Annotated in this window: 24 protein-coding genes; 12 read left to right on the forward strand and 12 right to left on the reverse strand. The window is 52.6% G+C overall.

Annotated elements, in window-relative coordinates:
- The coding region (locus FAP39_RS12785; RefSeq protein ID WP_246059135.1) for an asparagine synthetase B family protein at positions 1-963 on the reverse strand (963 nt) is incomplete at its 3' end.
- A gap of 1 nt (position 964) precedes the next feature.
- Complete coding sequence (locus tag FAP39_RS17795; protein ID WP_246059137.1) at positions 965-1,993, reverse strand: hypothetical protein; 1,029 nt, start codon at positions 1,991-1,993, stop codon at positions 965-967.
- 334 nt (positions 1,994-2,327) lie between these two features.
- On the opposite strand from FAP39_RS17795, the gene galU reads away from it, so the two are divergent.
- From galU to FAP39_RS12820, 6 genes are all read left to right on the forward strand, one after another.
- Positions 2,328-3,221: a UTP--glucose-1-phosphate uridylyltransferase GalU gene (galU, locus tag FAP39_RS12795; protein ID WP_138016793.1), complete on the forward strand. Its 894-nt coding sequence runs from the start codon at positions 2,328-2,330 to the stop codon at positions 3,219-3,221.
- 18 nt (positions 3,222-3,239) lie between these two features.
- A complete protein-coding gene (gene galE, locus FAP39_RS12800; protein ID WP_138016794.1) occupies positions 3,240-4,223 on the forward strand; it encodes a UDP-glucose 4-epimerase GalE in 984 nt (327 codons plus the stop codon).
- 40 nt (positions 4,224-4,263) lie between these two features.
- Entirely contained in the window at positions 4,264-5,460 is a 1,197-nt protein-coding gene (locus FAP39_RS12805; protein ID WP_246059139.1) for a glycosyltransferase family 4 protein, read from the forward strand.
- Positions 5,461-5,536: 76 nt separating this feature from the next.
- Complete coding sequence (locus FAP39_RS12810) at positions 5,537-6,523, forward strand: glycosyltransferase family 2 protein (protein ID WP_171006854.1); 987 nt, start codon at positions 5,537-5,539, stop codon at positions 6,521-6,523.
- A complete protein-coding gene (locus FAP39_RS12815) occupies positions 6,520-8,217 on the forward strand; it encodes a DUF5927 domain-containing protein (protein WP_138016797.1) in 1,698 nt (565 codons plus the stop codon). Before FAP39_RS12810 ends, FAP39_RS12815 begins: the two co-directional genes overlap by 4 nt.
- A 6-nt stretch (positions 8,218-8,223) precedes the next feature.
- Positions 8,224-9,651 (forward strand): sulfotransferase family 2 domain-containing protein, encoded by a 1,428-nt coding sequence (locus FAP39_RS12820; RefSeq protein ID WP_138016798.1) that lies wholly within the window; start codon positions 8,224-8,226, stop codon positions 9,649-9,651.
- A 13-nt stretch (positions 9,652-9,664) separates the two neighbouring features.
- On the opposite strand, the gene FAP39_RS12825 is transcribed toward FAP39_RS12820, so the two are convergent.
- The 8 genes from FAP39_RS12825 to FAP39_RS12860 all read right to left on the reverse strand — a co-directional run bounded on the left by FAP39_RS12825 (position 9,665) and on the right by FAP39_RS12860 (position 15,555).
- Positions 9,665-10,132 carry a PTS sugar transporter subunit IIA gene (locus FAP39_RS12825; protein WP_425471429.1) on the reverse strand — a complete coding sequence of 156 codons (468 nt, stop codon included), beginning with the start codon at positions 10,130-10,132 and terminating at the stop codon, positions 9,665-9,667.
- 38 nt (positions 10,133-10,170) lie between these two features.
- On the reverse strand, positions 10,171-10,740 hold the full coding sequence (gene hpf, locus FAP39_RS12830) for a ribosome hibernation-promoting factor, HPF/YfiA family (protein ID WP_138016799.1): 570 nt from the start codon (positions 10,738-10,740) through the stop codon (positions 10,171-10,173).
- Positions 10,741-10,990: 250 nt separating this feature from the next.
- Entirely contained in the window at positions 10,991-11,749 is a 759-nt protein-coding gene (gene lptB, locus FAP39_RS12835; RefSeq protein ID WP_138016800.1) for an LPS export ABC transporter ATP-binding protein, read from the reverse strand.
- Positions 11,749-12,237 carry a lipopolysaccharide transport periplasmic protein LptA gene (lptA, locus tag FAP39_RS12840; RefSeq protein ID WP_138016801.1) on the reverse strand — a complete coding sequence of 163 codons (489 nt, stop codon included), beginning with the start codon at positions 12,235-12,237 and terminating at the stop codon, positions 11,749-11,751. Before lptA ends, lptB begins: the two co-directional genes overlap by 1 nt.
- Positions 12,224-12,859, reverse strand: coding sequence for an LPS export ABC transporter periplasmic protein LptC (gene lptC, locus FAP39_RS12845; protein ID WP_171006849.1), 636 nt, complete (start codon positions 12,857-12,859; stop codon positions 12,224-12,226). Before lptC ends, lptA begins: the two co-directional genes overlap by 14 nt.
- 1 nt (position 12,860) lies before the next feature.
- On the reverse strand, positions 12,861-13,829 hold the full coding sequence (locus tag FAP39_RS12850; protein WP_138016803.1) for a KpsF/GutQ family sugar-phosphate isomerase: 969 nt from the start codon (positions 13,827-13,829) through the stop codon (positions 12,861-12,863).
- A complete protein-coding gene (locus tag FAP39_RS12855; RefSeq protein WP_138016804.1) occupies positions 13,829-14,440 on the reverse strand; it encodes a ribonuclease D in 612 nt (203 codons plus the stop codon). Before FAP39_RS12855 ends, FAP39_RS12850 begins: the two co-directional genes overlap by 1 nt.
- Positions 14,441-14,535: 95 nt before the next feature.
- Positions 14,536-15,555: a glycosyltransferase gene (locus FAP39_RS12860; RefSeq protein ID WP_138016805.1), complete on the reverse strand. Its 1,020-nt coding sequence runs from the start codon at positions 15,553-15,555 to the stop codon at positions 14,536-14,538.
- 125 nt (positions 15,556-15,680) lie between these two features.
- Between FAP39_RS12860 and rfbC the strand changes: the two genes are divergently transcribed.
- The 6 genes from rfbC (at position 15,681) to FAP39_RS12890 (ending at position 21,063) form a co-directional block, all read left to right on the forward strand.
- Complete coding sequence (rfbC, locus tag FAP39_RS12865; protein WP_246059141.1) at positions 15,681-16,244, forward strand: dTDP-4-dehydrorhamnose 3,5-epimerase; 564 nt, start codon at positions 15,681-15,683, stop codon at positions 16,242-16,244.
- A 2-nt stretch (positions 16,245-16,246) separates the two neighbouring features.
- A complete protein-coding gene (gene rfbB / locus FAP39_RS12870; protein WP_138016807.1) occupies positions 16,247-17,287 on the forward strand; it encodes a dTDP-glucose 4,6-dehydratase in 1,041 nt (346 codons plus the stop codon).
- A complete protein-coding gene (gene rfbD, locus FAP39_RS12875) occupies positions 17,284-18,156 on the forward strand; it encodes a dTDP-4-dehydrorhamnose reductase (RefSeq protein ID WP_138016808.1) in 873 nt (290 codons plus the stop codon). Before rfbB ends, rfbD begins: the two co-directional genes overlap by 4 nt.
- Positions 18,143-19,015 carry a glucose-1-phosphate thymidylyltransferase RfbA gene (gene rfbA, locus FAP39_RS12880; RefSeq protein WP_138016809.1) on the forward strand — a complete coding sequence of 291 codons (873 nt, stop codon included), beginning with the start codon at positions 18,143-18,145 and terminating at the stop codon, positions 19,013-19,015. The genes rfbD and rfbA overlap by 14 nt, the downstream gene beginning before the upstream one ends.
- Before the next feature lie 71 nt (positions 19,016-19,086).
- Positions 19,087-20,409: a UDP-glucose dehydrogenase family protein gene (locus tag FAP39_RS12885; RefSeq protein WP_138016810.1), complete on the forward strand. Its 1,323-nt coding sequence runs from the start codon at positions 19,087-19,089 to the stop codon at positions 20,407-20,409.
- Between the two features lie 78 nt (positions 20,410-20,487).
- The gene (locus FAP39_RS12890) at positions 20,488-21,063 is read left to right on the forward strand and encodes a sugar transferase (protein ID WP_138016811.1); all 576 of its coding nucleotides are present in this window, start codon (positions 20,488-20,490) and stop codon (positions 21,061-21,063) included.
- On the opposite strand, the gene FAP39_RS12895 is transcribed toward FAP39_RS12890, so the two are convergent.
- Positions 21,052-21,348 (reverse strand): hypothetical protein, encoded by a 297-nt coding sequence (locus tag FAP39_RS12895; RefSeq protein WP_138016812.1) that lies wholly within the window; start codon positions 21,346-21,348, stop codon positions 21,052-21,054. The two genes, FAP39_RS12890 and FAP39_RS12895, sit on opposite strands and share 12 nt — an antisense overlap.
- Complete coding sequence (gene tnpC, locus FAP39_RS12900) at positions 21,348-22,958, reverse strand: IS66 family transposase (protein WP_138016813.1); 1,611 nt, start codon at positions 22,956-22,958, stop codon at positions 21,348-21,350. The genes FAP39_RS12895 and tnpC overlap by 1 nt, the downstream gene beginning before the upstream one ends.
- Between the last annotated feature and the right edge of the window lie 14 nt (positions 22,959-22,972).

Raw genomic sequence — 22,972 nt, forward strand, 5'->3', positions numbered from 1 at the left:
AAGCTGGCGGCCATCGGCGTCAATCGCGTCGCGCATCGTGCGGAACTTGATCATTTGAAAGGGCTTAACGGCCGAGAACAGCTCTGTCATTTGATCCAGAGCACTGGTTTGATGTTTTGCCTGAGCCGCGATGATCGACGAGTCGATGCCACCCGATAGCGCTACACCGACCGGCACATCGGCATGCAAACGTAGCCGAATGGCATCTTGCACCAGATGCCGCAATTCCTCGATTGCCTCACCCTCGGACGATATCGGCAACTCGTCTTGATAGCCGGGCTTCCAATACGCCCGCAGGTTAGACAGGCCATTCGCCGGCGCGGTGCCGTCAATCTCGGCTATCGACGCGGCCGGAAACGCCTCGACCAATTCCAGCCAGCTATGGTCGTCAATACTCTGCAATGACTGCGATAAGAAACGCGCGGCGGTTACCGGATCGGGCGTCACGTCGACCCCCGGTAAAGCCATCAGGCTATGCATTTCGGACGCCATGTAGATCCCGTTGCTATCACGGTACATGTACAGTGGTTTCTTGCCGAAGCGGTCGCGCGCCACATAGAATCGGTTCGACACGCAGTCTTGAACGACCATCGCCCACATGCCGTTGAATTGTCGGAACGCTTCGTCGATGCCAAGGCGCTCGATCAATTCGACGATAACTTCGGTATCGGTGCCCGAACGCAGCCCCGTCAATCCAAATTGATCAGCCAGCTCACGAAAGTTATAGACCTCGCCATTGAACAAAATCCGGTAGCGTCCCGAGGCGGAAAGCATTGGCTGTGCGCCGCTTTCACTGAGCCCAACAATCGCCAGCCGCTGATGCGCCATTCCCAAATGGACGCCCGCGGTTTCTTCAAACAAAACCCCTTCGCCATCTGGCCCACGATAATACTGCCGCGCATGGGCGGCAGTAACAAATTCGCGCACAGGACGCGCCGCGAGGGCAAAAATCAATCCACACATTTTAAGATATTCCTTTCGATTGCCCTCGTTGAAGTGCAAGCATGCGTGCGGCTTTGGGCACTCTCGATCGACCAAGAGTCGCCATAGCGAAATACACTGGCGTGTACATATTGACGAAGAAGTTGAATGCAAAGATGGACTGCACGACCATGGCAATAAACGCAAGCCTGCAGGCATATTGGAAATACGATGACTTATCGATCTTTGCAGTCAATACGGCACCGATGGTTACGAACCAAATCAACAGACCAAACAATCCAAATTTTGCTGTGACCGCCAATGGAGTGAAGTGGGCGTTACTGACCTCTTGAACCGCCGCAAAGCCAAACTCATATAGAAAGTCCGTATTCAGCTCATAGCGGAACCCATATCCGTTGCCGAACCAGAGCGACCACCCAGTTAAGTGCGGCTGCAACGAAACATATTCTACATAGCGCCCCGGATCTAGAAACTTAAGCATCTCTAGAAAGCTAGTTGACGACTCTTGCGCACTCACAAACTGCCTGTAAGTCGCAAGAATTTTGTCGACGAAGCTAACGTCGGCGCTTAAAAATGATCCACCAAATATTACAAGCACCGGCGAAAAGAGAACTATGGGGATCAATGCTCGCAGAATGGCAGACCGGAAACGGGCATGCGCAAATCCCGCAATAAGGCCCATGACCAAAACACCAATCAAAATCATTCGCTTAGCCGCTTTGGCAGACGCCGTTGTATTATCGATTTTTCTTGGCCTGAAGGCAGCAATGTGGCGAATCAAACCAACCTTGCCTATTATTTGATCCAGTGCCTCACGGAGAGCGGTAGGTGCGTTGATGATCAACTGTCCGCCTTCAAATATTCGGGGTAGCTCAACGAAACCCAGAAACTGGTCATATATCGTTCCCAAACGTGGAGCTGGATCCGGTTGGGCATATGCTTGTTCGCCCCATACTCGAACCGCTTCAGGCTTGAGCCGTGCTGTTGCCATTTCGTCGGTCAGTAAAGTGTTGAAATTGAGGCGATTCCAATCTGGTTTTTGTGTTTCCACCCTGACAAGATTGACCTACAGAACTTGTTCTGATGTTGATTGATTAATTTCAAGAATTAGAGCTGCAAAGGGTCCGGCGCAAGCGCATCCATCCCGTGCTTGGATGCCATAGGAATCGGAAAGGTGCCCTGTAAAACCACCCGCTGTGGGTATTGTAGCGGAAATGAAACAACCAACCCCGATCAGCAGATGCACAGAGTCGCTTGATTTTAACAAATACTGTCCAACAATCGGGGTAGTTCATTGCGTTGAGTTATCGGTTAAGGTTGTGTACGGTTTGGCAATAAAAACGAATTAGTCCTGAATATGCCATAGTGATTGAGAGAGTTAGTAAATGCGTAAAAAGGTTACCAAAGCCATTTTCCCAGTAGCAGGCATGGGAACGCGGTTTTTACCAGCCACAAAAGTGGTTCCAAAAGAAATCCTGACGCTGGTTGATCGTCCATTGATCCAATATGCGATCGACGAGGCGCGAGAAGCTGGAATCACCGAGTTTATTTTCGTGACTGCAAAAGGTAAAAGTGCGCTTGAGGATTACTTTGATCACTCGCCACTGCTTGAGCAAGAGTTGCGGAAAAAGGGTAAAGACGAACTTTTGGCGACGCTGAAAACTACAAACATGGATAGCGGTGCAATCGCATATATCCGCCAACACAAAGCTCTTGGTTTGGGGCATGCCGTCTGGTGTGCGCGTCGTTTGATTGCGAACGAACCCTTTGCAGTCATTTTGCCGGATGACGTGATCGCGGGCGAGCAAGGCTGTCTTAAGCAGATGGTCGAAGCCTATGAGGAAACCGGCGGAAGTATGGTCGCGGCAATGGAAGTCGCACCGGAGCAGGCGTCATCCTATGGAATCCTTGATATTCAGGAAGACATGGGGTCTCTGGTGTCTGTAAAAGGTATGGTTGAAAAACCGCCCGTTGAATCGGCGCCATCCAACCTTGCGGTGATTGGGCGATATATTCTGACACCAGACGTGTTGCGGACGCTGAACAAGCAAAAATCCGGTGCGGGTGGCGAGATTCAATTAACGGACGCCATTGCTCAAGAAATTGTGCAGGAACGGAATGTGTTTGGGTATCGTTTCCGCGGACAGCGTTTTGATTGCGGATCCAAAGCGGGCTATTTGCAGGCAACTGTATCCTTTGCTTTGGCGCGCGCCGAGCTAAGAGATGAGCTCAGTGCATATCTTAAGGAAATGGTCGCCAGCGAGAAAGCTGCTCAATAACGGTCTGGAGACTCGGGTTTGCAAAATGTGTTAGTTACAGGCGGTGCAGGGTATATTGGCTCGCACGCCTGCAAAGCATTGAAACGTGCTGGTTTTCAGCCGGTTACGTATGACAACCTTTGTGCTGGCTGGCAAGATTCCGTAAAGTTCGGCCCCTTTGAAAAAGGGGACTTGCTTGATCGTGCGCGATTGGACGAAGTGTTTGCGAAGTACCAACCTGTAGCAGTGATGCATTTTGCTGCGTTGAGCCAGGTGGGCGAAAGCATGCAGGTGCCGGGGAAATATTGGCAGAATAACGTCGGTGGGTCCTTAACTCTTTTAGAAGCTGCGGTGGCGGCAAATTGTAAGAACTTTGTGTTTTCCTCAACATGCGCGACGTATGGGGATCAAGATAATGTGGTTCTTGATGAAAATAGCACGCAAGCACCGATTAACGCGTATGCCGCGTCCAAGCGGGCAATCGAAGATATGTTGCGAGACTTTGAAGGTGCGCATGGCCTGCGACACGTGATATTTCGATACTTCAACGTCGCAGGCGCAGATCCAGAGTGTGAAGTGGGCGAGTTTCATCAGCCCGAAACACATTTGATCCCTATAATGCTTGGGGCAATCGATGGCAAAAGAGATGCGTTGACCATCTTTGGAACTGACTATGATACACCTGATGGCACCTGTATTCGTGACTATGTGCATGTGTGTGATCTGGTCGATGCGCATATCTTGGGGCTGAGCTGGCTGTTGTCGGATAAAGAGAGCCGCGTGTTTAACCTTGGTACCGGAAGCGGGTTTTCAGTGCGGGAAGTGATTGATCAATCACGTGCCGTGACCAATAGAGATGTCCCCTATTTTGAAGGGCCGCGCCGCGCAGGAGATTGCACCCGACTTGTCTCAGGCTCGACACGTGCGGAAAAAGAACTAGGCTGGGCACCGTCGAGATCTAATCTGCATACGATGATATCTGACGCTTGGAGATGGTATCAAACTGGCTATTACGAAAAATAACGCCGTTCCCCCCGCACGAATTTTGGACCTTAGCCGGCTTATGAGCCGCGCTGGGAAGACGCCGACTGGTGTGGATCGGGTCGAATTGGCATATTTACGATTTGTGCTTGAGTGCCCAGAGCCTTGTTTCGGCCTGATTAGAACCTCGTTGGGGTTTGTGTTGCTTGACCGGTCGGGCCTGTCCGGCGTCCTGGCGCGTCTGACTGGCGCGCTTGCATGGGGCCCGGCAGACAGATTGGCGCGAGTTGTGCGGAACCTGTCGCCAGAACGGAAAAAAAGTGAGTCTGATCTACGCCGCCTAAGTCTTGCGCGATCACGCCCCATGTTTCTTAAGCGGATGCTGCGCAAACATGTGCCCAACGGCGCGACCTATTTTAACGTAGGTCACACAAACCTGACAGAGCGGGTGATTTGGGCGCTCGAGCACGGGCTAAATGCGCGTATTGTCGTGTTTGTACATGACACCATTCCCTTGGATTTCCCACAGTTCCAACGAAGTGGGAGCGTGCACCGATTTGCCGGGTTCTTGGGGCGCGTTGAAAAATCTGCGGACCTGATTTTATGCAACTCGGCGGTGACAAAAAGAGATATCGAACGTCATCTTTTGAAACGCTCGCCGTCGTTGAAAATTGCTGTGGCGCATCTGGGTGTCGATCTACATTGTTCACAGAGCATGGACAATATGAGCGCCCCTCAACTGCCTTTGCCGTTCTTTTTGTGTGTTGGAACGATTGAGCCGCGTAAGAACCACGCGCTGCTCTTGGATATTTGGCATAAGATGGCCGCGGAAATGGACGCGGCCGAGGTGCCGTCGTTGGTCGTCTGCGGACACCGGGGTTGGTGCAACGCAGAGGTGTTTGACCGATTAGATCAATCACCTCTTCGCGATCACAAAATATTTGAGTTTTCCAACTTGAGTGACGGTCAGATAGGGCGATTGATGCAAACCTCTGCAGGGCTGCTGTTTCCCAGCTTTGCAGAAGGTTTTGGGCTACCTCCGGTTGAAGCGACGGCTATGGGCGTTCCGGTGGTCTGTGGTGAATTAGACGTGATCCGCGAAATCTTGCAAGACAAACCCATTTACGCAAGCGTTACAGACAGTTATGCATGGGAGCAGGCAATACTTGATCTGGCAAGGCAGCATCAGGAAAAGGGCAGCGCAGACCGTGCGACGAGCACGCGTTACACTCCGCCGACATGGGATGCGCATTTCAACGTCGTCTTAAAGGTGACGTGATATTTCGCCCAGATCCATGTACGTTGTCTGGAACTGGGTTGAAGGGTGAAGATTGGGCTTTTTGAATTCATATCGTTTGCGTATTCAGCGGCGTCGCTGGCTGCTTCGGGCGTTGTACAAGCGCCGCGAGCTACAGCCTGTGGCCAATCGCACCAATCAGATTAAGCGCGACGACTTGTTGTTGTTTTCGACCCAAAGAAACGAGAAGATCCGCCTTCCGTATTTTCTAAGCTATTACCGTGACATGGGGATCAATCATTTCCTAATTGTGGACAATGATAGCGATGATGGCTCACTCGAGTACCTTGCAGATCAACCGGATGTTTCCGTGTGGCACACGCGCAAAGGATACAAGCAATCGCGGTTTGGCGTTGATTGGTTGAATTGGCTTCAGCTTAGGTATGGGCACGGCCACTGGTGTTTGACGGTCGATCCAGATGAGTTTCTGATTTATCCATTTTGTGACACGCGCCCGTTGCGCGCCTTGACGGATTGGCTTGACGCGTCGTCGATTAAATCCTTTAGCTCTATGCTGTTGGATATGTACCCAAAGGGGCGTCTGGATACGCAACCCTATCGCGTAGGGCAAAATCCAATGGAAATTGCCAGCTGGTTTGATGCCGGGAACTATACGATGGATAAAAATCCGTCGTTTGGAAACCTGTGGATTCAAGGCGGTCCGAGATCGCGTGTATTTTTCCGTGATGCGCCTGAACTCTCGCCAGCGTTGAATAAAATTCCACTGGTCAAATGGGATCGGCGGTATGCTTACGTGAGCTCTACACACATGTTGTTGCCGCGCGGTCTCAATCAGACGTATGACGAATGGGGTGGCGAAAAAGCATCTGGCATTCTGTTACACGCCAAGTTTTTGGACACGTTCACGGCGAAAGCCGAAGAAGAGCTTAAGCGCAAGCAGCATTATGCGGCGAGCGTGGAGTATTTGGCCTATGCCGAATCTCTTAAGCATGATCCGCAGCTTTGGTGTAAATGGTCCGAGAAATACATCAATTGGCGACAGCTTGAGATTCTTGGCCTGATGTCCAAGGGGAACTGGGCATGAGTGTTGGCATCATCATGTTGGTGCATACGGCGCTAGATCGTGCTGAACAGGTCGCGCGCCACTGGATGTCTGCGGGGTGTCCGGTGGTCCTGCACGTTGATGCTGCTGTTTCATCCAAGCAATATCAAAAGCTGGTTCAGGCGCTAAAAGATCAACCGAATGTCAGGTTTTGTAAACGCCACGTGTGTGAATGGGGCACTTGGGGCCTTGTGGCCGCATCACAGTCCGCGTCCGAAATGATGCTCTCGCAGTTTGAGCAAGTGCGTCATGTCTACCTCTCATCTGGGTCTTGCTTGCCTCTCCGACCGGTTCAAGAACTGGTTGATTATCTCGAAGCGCGACCGCGTACGGACTTTATTGAATCCGCAACGACCCACGAAGTTCCATGGACCGTAGGTGGGCTAAGCGAGGAGCGCTTTGTGATGCGCTTTCCCTTTAGCTGGAAGCGCAACCGGTACCTGTTCGATAAATACGTAGAGCTTCAGCGTTTGGTGGGGTTTAAACGGAAAATGCCAGCGGGACTGGTGCCTCATATGGGATCACAATGGTGGTGCCTCACGCGCCAGACGTTGTCCGCAATTCTCGAAGACCCAGAGCGCGAGGTCTATGACACCTATTTCAAAAAGGTTTGGATCCCTGACGAAAGCTACTTTCAGACGTTGGCGCGATTGTATTCCACAAATATCGAAAGCCGATCCTTAACGCTGTCCAAGTTCGATTTTCAGGGAAAGCCGCATATTTTCTATGATGACCATCTGCAGTTGTTGCGCAGATCAGATTGCTTCGTGGCGCGGAAAATCTGGCCTCGGGCAAATAAACTCTACAAAGTGTTCCTGACCGACCCTGCAGGTGCCATGGCAATGGCCGAGCCGAATCCAGCCAAGATCGACCGCATTTTTTCTAAGGCGGTAGAACGTCGAACCAGAGGGCGCCCGGGTCTGTTTATGCAGAGCCGTTTCCCGAATGATGGCTGGGAGAACGGCGTGACCTGCGGGCGCTACTCGGTATTTCAGGGATTCTCGGACCTTTTTGAAGATTTTGAACCATGGCTTTCCAAGGCCTCTGGAACCCAAGTGCATGGGCATCTGTTCTCGCCTGAACGTGTTGAATACGCTGACCGCCAGACCGCTATAAACGGCGCTCTTTCAGACAGCGCAGCGCAGCGCGACTATAATCCTATCGCATTCTTGGCCAGCTTGATTTGGAATACGCGCGGCGAGCGGCAGTGCTTTCAAATGGGTCCGATGGATGAGGGCGCACCCATGTGGTTTTTGGCAAAAGACCCCAATGCGCAGATTTCCGTGATTAGCGGTGCGTGGGCTGTGCCCCTTTTCAAATCGAACCGTAATTTTGCTGAGTTACGCAGGGATGCGGCCTACTATCAACAGCTTGAAAGTGAACAACTCCACGTTCTTAGGTCGCCTTATGTGAAAGCGCGCGTTCGGATATGGACAATGGCAGAGTTCATCGAGGCTCCGATGGAGCCGTTGCAAACCATTATTGATGAAATGGGCCATCAGCGACTGAGACGGTTGTCAGAGGCGCCTAAGATGGCGGATTTGACGGGGTTTGGGCAGTTCCTGCAAAATCTCAAAAACCAGGGCATGCATCCATACTTGATGGGAGACTTCCCAGCGACGCTTGATGGAATTAACCAGGTGAAAACCCCAAGAAAACCCTATTTGGTGCAGTAAACCCACATGCAAAACCCATTTGATTATTTTGTTGTTTTTGCAGAAATGCGTACCGGTTCAAATTTTCTCGAAACCAACCTGAATGCGTTTGATAGCATCACGTGCCACGGCGAGGCCTTTAACCCGCATTTTATCGGATACCCCAACAAGAGCGAGATTTTGGGTGTCTCGCTAGAAGAGCGAACAGAGAACCCGTTTGACCTTTTGAATGCTGTGAAATCCGAAGAGGGCGTTTTGGCTGGCTTCCGGTATTTTCACGACCACGACCCGCGCATCTTACAGACCTGTCTGGACGATCCGCTATGTGCCAAGATTATTCTGACCCGCAATCCAGTGGATAGCTATGTCTCGTGGAAAATCGCGCAGTCAACGGGTCAATGGAAGTTGACAGATGTCCGTCGCCGCCGCGAAAGTAAGGTGCGCTTCGATCCTTTGGAGTTCCAAAATCACGTTCAGGCGCTGCAAGATTTTCAGGTCACATTGATGAGGTCCCTTCAGATTGCGGGCCAAACCGCATTTTATATCGCGTATGAAGATCTGCAGGATGTGGCGGTCATCAATGGTTTGGCGCGGCATTTGGGCCAAGAAGAACAGCTCGAGGCATTGGACACATCGCTTAAGCGTCAAAACCCTAGCCCTGTGTCTGCCAAGGTATCGAATTTTGATGATATTCCAGCAGCGCTGAGCGCGCTTGATCAATTCAACCTCACCAGAACTCCTAATTTTGAGCCGCGTCGTGGCGCAGCAGTGCCGACATATGCAGCTGCGGCGGAAACGCCTCTGTTGTATTTGCCTGTGCGGTCCGGTCCCGAAGCGCAGGTGATGCAATGGTTGGCTGATCTGGATGGGGTGCAGGTGGATGGCCTGCACCGCAAGCTCAACCAAAAAGCGCTTCGCCAATGGAAGCGGGCCCACAAAGGGCATCGCAGCTTTACAGTCATTCGGCATCCGGTTGCGCGTGTGCATTCCGCCTTTTGTTCGCAAATTCTTGCGACGGGATCAGGCAGTTTTACGCAAATTCGAAAGGTTCTGCGTAAAGTATACAAGTTGCCTCTTCCGGCAGAGGTGACAGACCCAAATTATGACGTTGCGTCACATCGTGCGGCGTTTATCGCATTCCTTGAATTTTTGATGGCGAATCTGGCGGGTCAAACAAGTGTTCGGGTGGATGCACATTGGGCTACTCAGGCCAGCATTCTGAAGGGGTTTGGTGAAATGGCCCTGCCCGATATGATCGTCCGAGAAGATGAGATGGGCACATATCTGGCGGCTTTGGCAGCGCAGGTCGGTCGGTATGATGCGCCAGATATTGTTGCCGTGCCGGATGACACGCCTTATCCGTTGCAGGCCATCTATGATGACTCAATCGAGAAGATGGTAAAAGAGATCTATCAGCGAGACTATCTCATGTTTGGATTTGATCGCTGGGCTTAGCAAAGGCAGCAGGTTAAGCCGCCTTAACGTTTTGGTTCTCAGTCAAGATCGTAAACAGTGTTGACGCGTCTTGATTTGCACGCAGCTTGGCACAAATGGTGTTGTTGCGCAGGGTTCGCGACACCAAAGCCAGTGCTTTAAGATGCTCAACGCCCGCCTCCTGTGGAGCAAAAAGAGCAAAGGCAATGTCCACTGGTTGGCGATCAACCGCGCTGAAATCTACGGGCTTTTCCAATAGGATAAACGCACCAACGACCTGATCAAGGGCAGGCAGCCGCGCATGCGGTAACGCAACACCATGGCCAACACCCGTCGGTCCGAGATTTTCGCGCTCTAGCAACGCTTCGACCACATGGCTTGATGTCAAACCATATGCCGATTCAGCCAGATCACCAAACGCATGTAGCAAGCGTTTTTTGCTTGAGGCAGCCGAAACAACTTTGACCGCCTCAGGCTTAAGGATCATAGAAAGGTCCAACATGCCTGTAATCTCCAGACAGGGCTCAGGACCCTGCCGTATTATCCTTGTGGATCAATCCAGCCTACATTGCCGTCATCACGGCGATAGACCACATTCAACCCGTCTTTGCTTTCGTTTCGGAAGACCAGCACTGGGGCCCCTGCGAGCTCCATCTGCATAACAGCTTCACCGACGCTGAGAGATTGGATTTTGGTTTCCATCTCGGCGACGATCACCGGTTGTAGCGATTCCGGCTCTGCTTCTTCAGTCTCCACTTCTTTGGCGAGGATATACGAGGACGCACCAAAGAGTTCAACCGGTTCCGCACGGTCGCGGTGATGATCCTTGAGGCGGCGCTTGTAACGGCGCAGCTGCTTTTCCATTTTCTCGCAGCAAGTATCGAACGCTGCATAGATCTCGGTTGCATGGGCTTTTGCCTGAGCGGTCAAACCTGTCGAGAGGTGGACCGTTGCCTCGCAGACGTATTCATGTGCGCTTTTGGAAAAGATGATATTGGCGTCCGTCGGACGTTCGGCATATTTGTTGACCGCAATACCCAGGGAATCTTTGACGTGGGTTTGAAGTGCAGCACCGATATCGATTTGTTTTCCGGTAATTTGGTAGCGCATCCTGTCTCCTTTTCGATGACATGTCGGATCAGAAAGGGCGCGTGAAAACGCCCCGAAAGCTTCAGGTCCGAATGCTGGATTTGGACATTCCTAAACCTTGCTCAAGATCGGGCCTTTTCAGAAAGGCCGCGGCGATCAGAGGTGCGGTTGCCAAGAATGTCATGACTGTATTTGAGGCCACAGACGGGGGGGTTGTCAATGTAGGCAGATCAAATTTTGTGCACAAAACGCACAAAAATTTCCACGGCCATCAGGAAATTTTGAAGTTGTCACCCAAATAGACACGGCGCACATTTTCGTTTTCAACCACGTCTTCTGGTGTGCCGGACATCAATACCTTGCCATCGTGCAAAATATAGGCGCGGTCAACAATCTCGAGCGTTTCCCGTACGTTATGGTCCGTGATCAATACACCGATACCACGCTTTTTAAGATCAGATACAAGGTGCCGGATGTCGCCCACCGAAATCGGATCAACGCCCGCAAAAGGTTCATCCAACAACAGATATTTCGGGTCGGCGGCAAGACATCGCGCAATTTCAACACGGCGACGTTCGCCACCCGAAAGCGCCAATGCCGGCGCACGACGAAGATGTTCTATTGAGAACTCGCTCAACAACTCTTCGAGTCGTTCACGGCGTTTGTGGCGGTCCTTCTGGGTAATATCGAGGATTGCCATAATGTTGTCTTCAACGCTTAGGCCGCGAAAGATCGACATTTCCTGTGGCAAATAGCCAATACCCAGTTTGGCCCGCCGATACATCGGAAGAGTGGTCACATCGTGTCCGTCGATCAGAACGTGCCCGCCTTCAGGAACGACCAGACCAGCAATGGAGTAAAATGTTGTCGTCTTGCCCGACCCGTTTGGCCCCAATAGCGCAACCACTTCGCCACGATTGAGTTCCATGCTGAAGTCACGAATGACGACGCGTTTGCGGTAACTCTTGCGCAACCCCTCAACACGCAGCCCAGAACTGCCGTCAGTGACTTGTAATTTGGGGCGGGCCATCAATTGTCTCCGGTGCGCATAATGGTTTTGACCCGACCTTCCATATTCGCGGTGCCTTTTGCGATATGAACGGTCATCTTGTCCGAGTTCATTGTATTTGCCCCCTGAGAGAGCAAGACACTTCCGGTCATGACAATGATTTCGTTCTCAAGGTCATAATCTGCCTCGTCCGATTCCGCCGCATCTTGGTCTTGAACCAAAAGAACGCCTCCGGTGGCGACAAGCCGTGCGATACCTTTTGTGTCGGGGTTATAAAACACATTCACAACCGGCGCGGTCATTCTCATCGTGCCTTGGCTGATAATGACGTTGCCGTTGAACACCGCGCTTCCGTCATTCTGATTGACAGACAGGCTATCGGCGGACACTTCCACCGGCATTTCCGAGTCACCCTGAAGACTTCCAAAGGCTACATCAAAACCTTGCGCAAAAAGCGTTGCAGGCAGGAAGAGAGCGAAAGAAACGACAAATGCTTTAATCAGTGTCACGGGATACCTCGTTTGATCCGGCGGGATTTACTATCATTTTCACACCTTGTGAGAAAATCAAATAGGTGTCGCCCTTCTTTTCGTCTGGTAGTATTTGTAGCATTCCTGCTTCGACCTGCCCACCGGGACCTGTTCCGCGAATTTTTCCAGTTGAATGAGCGCGTGTTTCTCTCATCGCGGTCACGAGTTCGGTCGTTGTGATTTCATAACCTTGAGAGCTTTGGATGTTTACCTGCCCCTGCAGTGTGACGGCATTGCTTGTGTTATCGATCATGGCGCGATCAGAGGCAAAGGTCAGATATTGGCCATTCGGATGATCGATACGGGCTTCCATCTTGGTGGCGATGGCGCGCCCCAATGCGTCGGCGTCGGGTCTTGCCGACTCTGCAGTGAACGCGACAAGATTTCCATTGCTCGTCTTGCCCGAAAAGAATGGTGCGGAAAGCCGTTGTTCTCGCACCTTTTGTTCAAGCTCTTCTTCGGCAAAGGGGATTTCATCCGTGCTGCCCCCAATGTTTCTTGAGAAAAGGAAAAGCGTCGACAACAGAACCAGTGCTGCCAACGGCAAAATAACCTTAAGCCACGCGATCAGGCGCGAATATGTTAAGCCACCAGAGGCCATATCACCCCAATCCGACCCGCAAACAATCGTGTATATGCAAAATGCCCAGTGGGATGTCAGGGGTTTCAGAGCTCGAAACAAAGAGGCACGTGATTTTGCGAGCATTCATAATGGCCACGGCTTCTTCTGCAAGCGCGTCTGTATCGATTGTTGAGGGGGCGCTCGTCATGACTTGTTTCGCCGAATACTCCAGCAAACCCTTCATGTGTCGCCGCAAATCACCGTCAGTAATAATGCCGATCAACCGGCCTTCTGCATCTGTGACGCCTGCGACGCCAAAACCTTTGCGGCTGATCTCCAAAAGAACATCAGACATTGGGGTGGTGCCCGCCACGAGCGGAATGGCGTCACCGCGGTGCATCAGGTCACTGACTTTGCTAAGCTGAGCCCCAAGTTTGCCACCGGGGTGGAACTTGCGAAAGTGCTCTGGTGTAAAATGCCGATGCTCCATCAAGGCAACCGCCAGTGCATCGCCCAACGCCAAGGTCATTGTGGTGGAGCTGGTCGGGACAATTCCGGTGCCGCATGCTTCTGGTGCTTGCGGCAGGATCAAGCCGATATCTGATTGCTTAATCAGGGTCGACTCTGGGCGGCTTGCGACCCCGATCATCGGAATATTGAAGCGGCGAGTATAGGCGATGACATCTGCAAGCTCCGGCGTTTCACCAGAATTCGACAATACCAGTGCCACATCACCCTGCGCCATCATCCCAAGATCGCCATGGCTTGCCTCGGCAGGATGCACGAAATGGGCGGGCGTACCGGTGCTTGCCAAAGTCGCAGCGATCTTGCGGGCGATGTGACCCGATTTGCCCATTCCCAGAATAATGACGCGCCCTGTGGCTGACAGCATCAGGTCTACGGCGCGCGCAAAATTGTCATCCAGGCTATCGCAAAGTTGCGAGAGCGCATCGGCTTCGGTGCGCACAACGCGCCGCGCCGTTGCCAAAAAAATGTCTTTGTCTATCATTAGTGCGAAAAGATGTCCTGATCTGGCCAACCTTCAAGATCCAAGAGCGCGCGTGTTGGCAAAAACTCGAAACAGGATTTAGCCAACTCCTTGCGACCTTCACGTTTGAGGCGGGTATTAAGTTCCTTGCGAAGTCTGTGCAGATACAGCACGTCTGAAGCTGCATAGTCGAGTTGAGCAGATGTTAGGGTATCCGCCCCCCAGTCGCTCATTTGTTGAAACTTGGAAATATCAACACCCAAGAGTTCCTGAAGCAGGTTTTTCAACCCGTGACGATCCGTATATGTCCGAACAAGTTTCGAAGCAATCTTGGTGCAGTAAACTGGTGCTGTCACGGTTCCGAAAGCATTGTGCAAAGCAGCAATGTCGAAACGGCCAAAATGAAACAGCTTGAGCACGTCTGGATCACCCAACATTTTGCACAAGTTTGGTGCACTGGATTGGTTTTTGGAAATTTGGACCAGATGCGCGTTACCATCCCCACCAGATAATTGTACCAAACAAAGTCGGTCGCGGTGTGGGTTTAGCCCCATCGTTTCGCAATCGATTGCCACAACAGGGCCAAGATCAAGGGTATCGGGCAAGTCATTTTGATAAAGATAATTCGTCATATCCGCCTCGGGGCAAAAATCTAATAATAAAGTAAGGTCAAAAAGGGACTGGATCAACAATTCATCCGCTTTTGCAGAGAGTACGAGGATTTTCCCTAGTCGAACTTTGCTGACTTGTCCTGATGTGGGCGCGCTAGTGCAAGGACATTTTTGTGACAGATATCGCTTTTGGTGCGATGCCCATCAAAAATTCCCCGAAATAGAAGTTTAAAGAAGGTGACCCGGTCACTTTTATGGAAAAGACCCATGGTGATCCATCGCGGAAATAGCACGGCGAAGACCAGAAAATACCATCGCCCAGCAGCAAAGGCGTACACTTTTAGAATGTTTCGGTGATGGTAGTATGTCTTCCAAAGGGGATGAAATCGCTTTGTGCCCTTCGACTTTGAGGTGAAGTCATGCGTAAATCGGATATCCGGGCAAAACTCAACCTTTCCCCCCAACTTGGTCAAGCGGAGGGTGTACAGAGTATCGTCGCCGTAGATAAACAGCCGGCCATCAGGATACCCCGCGCGTCGAATAGCATTTCTGGATAGAAACAGGCCAACAAAAGACGCTGCATCCACAGTTTGTGGTGCGGCAACATAATCCGATGGAGCCAAATGAAACCCTTCACGTCCTTGTCGAAGTGTTTGAAAAAATCTGCGCTTCCTCCAAAAAGGATTAACAGATGGGCGGTTAATATCGCAAATTTGGCCATCCGGCATAAAGACCGCGGCGGCGATCGCATCGAACCGTCCATCGGCATGGGCTTGAAATGCGCGCAGTGCCCCGGGTTCCGGACGCCCGTCATCGTCCATTAGTACGACCCAATCTGGGGAATACCGCTTCATCGCAAGGCGCATTGCGGCTTCGAACCCTCCGGCGCCACCGATGTTTTCAGCTGCGGTCTCAGTCCATACGCGTGGATCCTGCAAGGTCTGTAGCCAACTCTCGGTCTCGTCCGTGCTGGCGTTGTTGAATACAATCACTGCGTCAAGGTGCTGTGGCGGCGTGGCAAGCAAGGCCGCCAAGGTCTTCTTGAGCTGCCCAAGCCGATTGTGTGTCACTACGATTGCGACGAGTTTAACGACTTGGCCGTCGCCAATGTTGGCGCGATGGGTGGCTGCAGTCATGGTATCTTTGCCTTTTTTGGGGTGGGGATGGCGGTTATTCCTGCTTGTTTTGGGCGACTCCCGATGCCAAACATGTCGCAATAAAGTTTCCCATGGGTTACCTGTTATTCAGTCAGGAGTTTTTTGTGCATATTGAGGCAACGGCATTACCGGACGTTCTTATTCTGACACCGGCACGGTTCGGAGATTCGCGTGGCTTTTTTAGCGAAAGTTGGAATAAATCTCGTTTGGCTGAGCAAGGGATTGATATTGAATTTGTTCAAGACAACCATTCTCTGTCAGCTGCGAAAGGCACCGTGCGAGGGTTGCACTTTCAGACCCCGCCCCACGCTCAAGACAAACTGGTTCGCTGTGGTCGTGGCGCGCTTTTGGATGTTGCTGTGGATATTCGCCATGGGTCGCCCACATATGGGAAATGGGTGTCCGTAGAGCTGAGCGCGGACAATGGCCGTCAGCTATTGGTGCCCAAGGGTTTTGCCCATGGATTTGTGACACTGACTGATGACACCGAGATCATCTATAAGTGCTCTGACTATTATGCGCCCGACTGTGATCGCGCGCTTATGTTTGATGATCCTGCTGTTGGCGTCGAGTGGGGTATTCATAGAGAGAAAGCGATCATGTCCGACAAGGATCTCGCGGCACCTGCTTTGGCAGACCTAGATAATCCGTTTGTTTGGGTGGCGTAGCTATGAAGATTCTTGTGACTGGAGGAGCAGGATTTATCGGATCAGCGGTTGTCCGGCTGGCGATCCAGCGCGGGCACACAGTCGTCAACGTAGATGCTTTGACCTATGCCGCGTGTTTGGAAAATGTTGCCAGTGTTGCAGCGCATCCCAACTATGCGTTCGAACACGTTGATATTTGTGATCTGGCTGCATTAGAGACTGTTTTTGCACGCCATACGCCTGATGCGGTCATGCACCTTGCAGCCGAAAGCCATGTAGATAGATCGATCGACGGGCCCGGTGCATTTATCGAAACCAATGTGACAGGCACATACAATATGTTGCAGGCGGCTCGTGGGTATTGGGAAGGTTCCGGTAGGCCCGAGGCATTCAGATTTCACCATATCTCGACTGATGAAGTTTATGGAACATTGGGTAAGACAGGATTGTTTACAGAGGACACGCCCTATGCCCCAAACAGTCCCTATTCCGCCTCAAAAGCCGCCAGTGACCATTTGGTCCGCGCTTGGGGTGAAACATATGGGCTGCCGTACGTGCTGACAAATTGCTCGAACAATTATGGGCCATACCATTTCCCTGAAAAACTTGTTCCAGTGGTTATTCTGAACGCGCTGGCGGGAAAGCCGATCCCAATCTATGGCGCAGGTGAAAACATACGAGATTGGCTCTTTGTCGAGGATCATGCCGATGCTTTGCTACATGTTTTGGCGAACGGTGTGTCCGGAAGGAATTATAATGTCGGCGGGGAAAACGAGGTTAAGAACATTGATCTGGTCAAGATGATCTGTTCAATTCTGGATGAGTTGCGCCCGTCAAACAGTCTCTATTCTAGCTTGATTACCCATGTTACCGACCGCCCGGGTCACGACATGCGATATGCAATTGACCCCACGCGTATCCGCACAGAACTTGGCTGGCGCCCGTCCGTCACCCTTGAGCAAGGTTTGCGCAAGACGGTGGAATGGTACTTGAATAACGAAAGCTGGTGGCGCGCATTGCAAGACCGTGACGGCGTGGGTGTCAGATTAGGAACAAAAGCATGAAGGCGCTGGTTTTCGGCAAGACAGGTCAGGTTGCAACAGAATTGGTGAGGCTTGCCTCGCAAGATGTGCAGATCGAAGCCTTGGGGCGCGATCAGGCGGATCTTACGAACCCTGACGCGTGCGCAAAACGTATTGCGGACTCCGATGCCGATGTTGTGATAAACGCGGCGGCATATACTGCCGTGGATCAAGCTGAATCCCAGCCCGAACTGGCGATGGCCGTGAATGGTGTGGCACCAACAGCGATGGCTTTGGCCGCAGCAGAAAAAGGGCTGCCCTTTCTTCATGTGTCTACGGATTACGTGTTTGATGGCGCGGGTGATCTCGCCTTTGCACCGAGTGACGAGACGGGTCCATTGGGCGTTTACGGGCGAACCAAGCTAGAGGGCGAGAACGGCGTGCGCGCTGCGGGTGGGCGTTACGCCATTTTGCGCACGTCTTGGGTGTTCTCTGCACATGGGGGTAACTTTGTTAAAACCATGCTGCGCTTGTCTGACACACACCCAGAGCTGGGCATTGTTTCTGACCAAATCGGGGGCCCGACTCCCGCGCGGGACATTGCGGCAACATTGCTGGAAATGGCGCGCCAGATGCACGCGGGCGCACAAGGTGGCACCTATCACTATTCCGGGACACCCGACACAAGCTGGGCCGGATTTGCAAACGAGATCTTTGCCCAAGCGCAAAGAGATGTGCGCGTCAAAGAGATTGCCACTGTTGATTACCCCACTCCGGCGCAACGACCATTGAATTCAAGGTTGAATTGCGCAGCATTAGAGACTGACTTTGGAATTAGGCAACCTGATTGGACTGTGGGCTTGGCCCGTGTTCTTGAGGCATTGAACGAGGCAAAACATGACCACGCGTAAGGGAATTATCTTGGCTGGCGGATCGGGAACCCGGCTGTATCCAATCACGATCGGTGTTTCGAAGCAATTGCTGCCGATTTACGATAAGCCCATGGTGTTTTATCCGCTTTCGGTGCTCATGTTGTCTGGAATTCGTGAGATTGCCATTATCACAACGCCGCAAGATCAGGCGCAATTTAAACGCGCGCTGGGCGACGGGAGCGACTGGGGCATTTCACTGACCTATATCGAACAACCCAGCCCTGATGGTTTGGCCCAAGCTTACCTCTTGGCAGAAGATTTTCTGGATGGCGCGCCGTCGGCATTGGTCTTGGGCGACAATATCTTTTTTGGGCATGGTCTTCCGGAGATTCTGGAGGCTGCGGATTCAAAAATCGTCGGCGGAACCGTATTTGGATACCGTGTGTCTGACCCAGAACGGTATGGCGTGGTTGATTTTGACCCAAGCGGTCAGGCGCGGGCGATCATCGAAAAGCCGCCCGTGCCACCGTCGAATTACGCTGTTACGGGTTTGTATTTCCTAGACGGAACCGCGCCCGAACGTGCGCGTCATGTGACACCGTCACCACGAGGCGAGCTTGAGATCGTAGACCTGCTTCAAAGCTATCTGGACGAAGGTGGTCTGGATGTTCAGCAAATGGGGCGTGGATATGCATGGTTGGATACGGGCACACATGCAAGTTTGCTCGAAGCCGGAAATTTTGTCCGAACTCTGTCTGAACGGCAAGGCCAACAGGTCGGGTGCCCAGAGGAGATTGCCTTTGAGCAAGGATGGATTGATGCCGACAAGTTGAGAGCATTGGCCGCAAAGCTGAGCAAAAGTGCCTATGGGGAATATCTTTTGGGTCTCGTTGGCTAGGACGTTGCGTTGACACGAGATGGCAGGACCCTCATTCAACGAGGAAAATTGGTGAGGCAGGAGCAGTTCAAATGAAGATAGCAATGATTGGAACGGGCTATGTTGGCTTGGTTTCGGGAGTGTGTTTCTCTGACTTTGGCCACGAAGTGGTGTGCGTGGATAAAGACCCTGCCAAGATCGAGATGCTTGAGCGTGGCGAGGTGCCGATTTACGAGCCGGGCCTAGATGCCCTGATGGCCAAGAACGTCGACGCAGGTCGGTTAAGTTTCACACTGGACCTTGCCACCGCTCTGGACGGTGCCGAGGCAGTGTTTATTGCAGTTGGAACACCCACACGCCGTGGGGATGGGCATGCTGATCTGACCTATGTGATGACGGCAGCCGAAGAAATCGCCAAGCTTGCCAAAGATTATGTTGTCATTGTCACGAAATCGACCGTGCCAGTGGGCACCAATCGACAGGTAAAGCAGGCCGTCAAAAAGGCGAATCCAGAGCTTGATTTTGACGTTGCATCGAACCCTGAGTTCTTGCGCGAAGGCGCAGCAATTGACGACTTTATGAAGCCGGATCGCGTGGTTGTCGGGGTACAAAACGATCGTGCTGCGGAGGTGATGGCAGACATCTATCGTCCACTGTATTTGCGTGATTTCCCGATTGTGACAACTGATCTCGAGTCTGCCGAAATGATCAAATACGCCGCAAATGCGTTCCTTGCGACCAAAATCACCTTTATCAATGAAATTGCCGCGCTGTGCGAGCGGGTCGGTGGGGACATCAAAGAGGTGTCAAAGGGCATTGGCCTGGACAATCGTATTGGGAACAAATTCCTGCACGCTGGTCCGGGCTATGGCGGTTCGTGTTTCCCAAAAGATACGAAAGCACTGGCCCGCATCGGGCAAGAGCACGCCGTTCCCATGCAAATCACTGAGACCGTGATCAAGGTGAATGAAGAAATTAAGCGGCGTATGATCGACAAGCTTCTGGATCTTTGCGGTGGGTCGTTCAACGGAAAAACCATCGCTGTCTTGGGCGTCACGTTCAAGCCTAATACGGATGATATGCGCGACGCACCGGCATTGACGATTGTCCCGGCATTGGTTGGTGGTGGCGCCAAAGTGCGTGTCTGTGATCCGCAAGGGCGCCACGAGGGCGAGGCATTGCTTCCAGGTGTGCACTGGATAGAGGACGCATATAAGGCAGCTCACAATGCCGACCTCTTGGTTATCCTCACCGAATGGAACGAGTTCAGAGCATTGGACCTAAAGCGGGTCGCGCGCAAAATGGCCTCTCCCCATTTGGCTGATCTGAGAAATATCTATTCCCCACGCGACGCCAAGCGTGCAGGTTTCGCGGCCTATGCCTCAATCGGACGGGGCGAATTTATCGAGGATTAAGTTTTCGGGTATAGCGTCTGACCAATTCGATGGTCCCTGATCTTGGGGCATAGTGCGTGAATTGGAAGGGAATGTGCGATGCCGCGGGCAGTGGAATGGGTATTAGCGCTCGTGCTAGGGGTGCTTCTTGCCCCGGTGATTATCTTGGTCGCCCTCGCAGTATTGGTCGTTGAGGGCCGCCCGATATTCTATTTATCCAAACGGATGAAAACGCCAAACATCTCTTTTGGGCTGATAAAGTTCCGAACAATGTCGGTCTCACAGGCAGAAGTGGGTGTCACAGGAGGGGACAAGGCGCACCGCATTTCTGCGTTTGGAGGGTTTTTGCGGCAAAATCGCTTGGATGAAATTCCGCAGCTCTGGAACATCTTGCGCGGGGATATGGGCTTTGTCGGATCACGACCGCAATCCCCTCGGTATGTCAAAATGCATAAGAATGCATACACACAGCTTCTGATGCATCGGCCTGGTCTGACCGGATTGGGGACGTTGATGTGTGTGCGCAGGGAAGGGCGCATTCTTGCGAAATGCCGGACCCCTCTACAGACAGAGCAGATGTATGAACGATATTGCCTTCAGCCAAGAAATCGGGCTGATATTTTATATGCCGCCAATCGCACGATAATGGTAACCGCTCCATTGCTACCGCGGTGACTTCGTCTTGATCTGGGTAACAAGGTCAGAGTCATCGACGAAGCCATCAAGGAATTCATGCCAAGTTTTGGTGTTGATGCGAGCGGCTCGGATCATGCCCGCCAGTTCTTCGACCCCGTCATTTGTCAGGGCAGAGATTGTGTCGTCGGACCCGAGGTCGACGCTTATGATGTTGCCATAAGTCAGATTGTCGTCGTTGGAGATGATGGCTTCGAGCAGCGTGACATCTTCGTCCAGCATTTTGGCGACGTAGTCGATGGTGCGGACATGGGTGATGGCAGCCATCAAGCGGCCTCTTGATGGGTAACGGCCAGCGGTTCCCAGTTCCATGGCAACAGTTCATCCAGCCGGTTGTTCTTATGATCGTGGATGCGGTTCAGGATGTCGGCGAGATAGGCTTGCGGGTCGAGGCTGTTGAGCTTGGCCGTTTCGATGACCGTCATGGCCCGCGCCAAAGTTTCCGCGCCGGTGTCGGCTCCTGCAAAAAGCCAATTCTTGCGTCCTATTCCAATCGGACGCAGCGCGCGCTCGGCTGGATTGTTGTCGATGGCCACACGACCGTCAGTCAGGAACAGGTTGAAGGCCTCCCGACGGCTGAGGCCATAGCGGAAGGCCTTGGCCAGATTGCTCTTGCCTGGAATGCGTAGGAGCTGTTGTTCGGACCAGGCAAAGAAAGCTGTGACCTTTGGCTTGCTCAACTTTTGCCGCGCGGCATGGCGGACGTCAGCGGGTTGACCGTTGATGTCACGCTCAATGTCGTAGAGCTTGCCGATCCGATCAAGCGCCTCGCAGGCGATCTCGGACTTGGTCGAGGTCCAAAAATCGTGGAAGTCGCGCCGCAGATGGGCCCAACAGGCGGCTTCGCGCAAACGCGGCAAACCGTTGGGTTGAGGCTTGTAGAGTTTTGCATAGCCCTTGTAACCGTCCGCCTGAAGGATGCCGCGCGCGTCAGCCAGATGGCTGAGAACGTGCTCCTCCTTCCAGTCTGGCGCAAACCGATAGACAGCACCGGGTGGTGCCGCCCCCGCCCAAGGCCTTTGGTCCCGCACATAGGCCCAGATTCGACCTTGCTTGACCCCTTTGCCAAGCCCCTTGTCGCGCCTTGAGCGGTCCAGAACCCGGATCGGCGTGTCGTCCGCGTGAAGCAGATCGCTGCCCATGATGTCCACCTCGATCCGTTCAATCAGCGGCGACAGTGTTTTCATCGCGCGGCCGCACCAGCCGACCAGCGTGCTTTCAGGAATGTCGGCCCCCATACGCGCGAAGATCTCGTGCTGCCTATACAAAGGAAGATGATCGTCGAACTTAGAGACCAGCACATGCGCCAGCAAGTTTGGCCCTGCCATGCTGCCCGGGATCGGCCGACTTGGCGCGGGCTCCTGCACGATCTTTTCGCAACGACGGCAGGACTTCTTGATGCGTGCTATCTGGATCACCTTCATCTGAGCGGCAATCATGTCAAGAAGCTCGCTGACATCCTCGCCCACCACGCGCAGATCGCCACCACAGTGACAGCCTGTGCCAGGATCAAGCTCACGGCGCTCGCGCAGCGTCGCATCAGACACGCGCGGACGACGGCGCAGTGCGGGCGCGGACGGCTCATCATCGTGAGGTTCACTAACACCTTCATCAATTGGCGCGTCATCTTCCCCTGCTACCGCAACCAGCAGGTCTTCCAGTGCCAGTTCCAGTTGCGCGATCTCACGTTCGATCTTTTCCGATGATTTGCCGAAAGCCAGTTTCTGCAACTTGGCGATCCGCAAGCGAAGTGCTTGAACCAATTGATCATGGACCCGCAGCGTCGCAGAGATTTTGGCGTTTTCAGCCTGCAATTCCGCTATCATCGCCTTCAGTAAAGCGGGATCGTCGGGAAGGTTTTTGGCAGTTTCTGACATGCGTTCGATTACCA

It is taken from the genome of Shimia litoralis (assembly GCF_005518135.1).
In the GTDB taxonomy this organism is placed as follows: Bacteria; Pseudomonadota; Alphaproteobacteria; order Rhodobacterales; family Rhodobacteraceae; genus Shimia_E; species Shimia_E litoralis.

Excerpts from the sequence above, each read along its gene's own strand:
- hpf (WP_138016799.1), bottom strand. The coding sequence starts at position 10,740 with ATGCGCTACCAAATTACCGGAAAACAAATCGATATCGGTGCTGCACTT.
- FAP39_RS12855 (WP_138016804.1), bottom strand. The coding sequence starts at position 14,440 with ATGACGAATTATCTTTATCAAAATGACTTGCCCGATACCCTTGATCTT.
- lptC (WP_171006849.1), bottom strand. The coding sequence starts at position 12,859 with ATGGCCTCTGGTGGCTTAACATATTCGCGCCTGATCGCGTGGCTTAAG.
- FAP39_RS12805 (WP_246059139.1), top strand. The coding sequence starts at position 4,264 with ATGAGCCGCGCTGGGAAGACGCCGACTGGTGTGGATCGGGTCGAATTG.
- FAP39_RS12890 (WP_138016811.1), top strand. The coding sequence starts at position 20,488 with ATGCCGCGGGCAGTGGAATGGGTATTAGCGCTCGTGCTAGGGGTGCTT.
- FAP39_RS12860 (WP_138016805.1), bottom strand. The coding sequence starts at position 15,555 with ATGACTGCAGCCACCCATCGCGCCAACATTGGCGACGGCCAAGTCGTT.
- rfbB (WP_138016807.1), top strand. The coding sequence starts at position 16,247 with ATGAAGATTCTTGTGACTGGAGGAGCAGGATTTATCGGATCAGCGGTT.
- tnpC (WP_138016813.1), bottom strand. The coding sequence starts at position 22,958 with ATGTCAGAAACTGCCAAAAACCTTCCCGACGATCCCGCTTTACTGAAG.
- FAP39_RS12850 (WP_138016803.1), bottom strand. The coding sequence starts at position 13,829 with ATGATAGACAAAGACATTTTTTTGGCAACGGCGCGGCGCGTTGTGCGC.
- FAP39_RS12820 (WP_138016798.1), top strand. The coding sequence starts at position 8,224 with ATGCAAAACCCATTTGATTATTTTGTTGTTTTTGCAGAAATGCGTACC.
- FAP39_RS12815 (WP_138016797.1), top strand. The coding sequence starts at position 6,520 with ATGAGTGTTGGCATCATCATGTTGGTGCATACGGCGCTAGATCGTGCT.
- FAP39_RS12825 (WP_425471429.1), bottom strand. The coding sequence starts at position 10,132 with ATGTTGGACCTTTCTATGATCCTTAAGCCTGAGGCGGTCAAAGTTGTT.
- lptB (WP_138016800.1), bottom strand. The coding sequence starts at position 11,749 with ATGGCCCGCCCCAAATTACAAGTCACTGACGGCAGTTCTGGGCTGCGT.
- FAP39_RS12885 (WP_138016810.1), top strand. The coding sequence starts at position 19,087 with ATGAAGATAGCAATGATTGGAACGGGCTATGTTGGCTTGGTTTCGGGA.
- FAP39_RS12895 (WP_138016812.1), bottom strand. The coding sequence starts at position 21,348 with ATGGCTGCCATCACCCATGTCCGCACCATCGACTACGTCGCCAAAATG.
- rfbA (WP_138016809.1), top strand. The coding sequence starts at position 18,143 with ATGACCACGCGTAAGGGAATTATCTTGGCTGGCGGATCGGGAACCCGG.
- rfbD (WP_138016808.1), top strand. The coding sequence starts at position 17,284 with ATGAAGGCGCTGGTTTTCGGCAAGACAGGTCAGGTTGCAACAGAATTG.
- galU (WP_138016793.1), top strand. The coding sequence starts at position 2,328 with ATGCGTAAAAAGGTTACCAAAGCCATTTTCCCAGTAGCAGGCATGGGA.